Here is a 240-nt window from a genome sequence, read left to right on the forward strand (position 1 = left end):
GGCGGAGGTGACGACCGGTGCGGCGGGTGCCGTCGTGTCGATGGTCAGCGTCTGGGTGCCCGGTGTGGATACATTGGTAGCGGCATCGGTGGCCGTGACGGAAACGGGGTTGGTGCCATTGGTGGTCAGCGACAGGCTGCCCGATGTCGGGGTGGCCGTTGCGGTATCGACGGACCAGTTTCCGCCGGTGGCCGTGGTGGTATAGGTGGCGCCGCCGATGGTCAGCGTGATGGTGGCGCC

Annotated in this window: 1 protein-coding gene; it reads right to left on the bottom strand. The window is 67.9% G+C overall.

The features are described from left to right. The coding region (locus tag ACM9LZ_RS26155; protein WP_416622424.1) for a hypothetical protein at positions 1-240 on the bottom strand (240 nt) is incomplete at both ends.

The sequence above is a fragment of the Niveispirillum fermenti genome, assembly GCF_048066175.1.
Classification (GTDB): domain Bacteria; phylum Pseudomonadota; class Alphaproteobacteria; order Azospirillales; family Azospirillaceae; genus Niveispirillum; species Niveispirillum fermenti.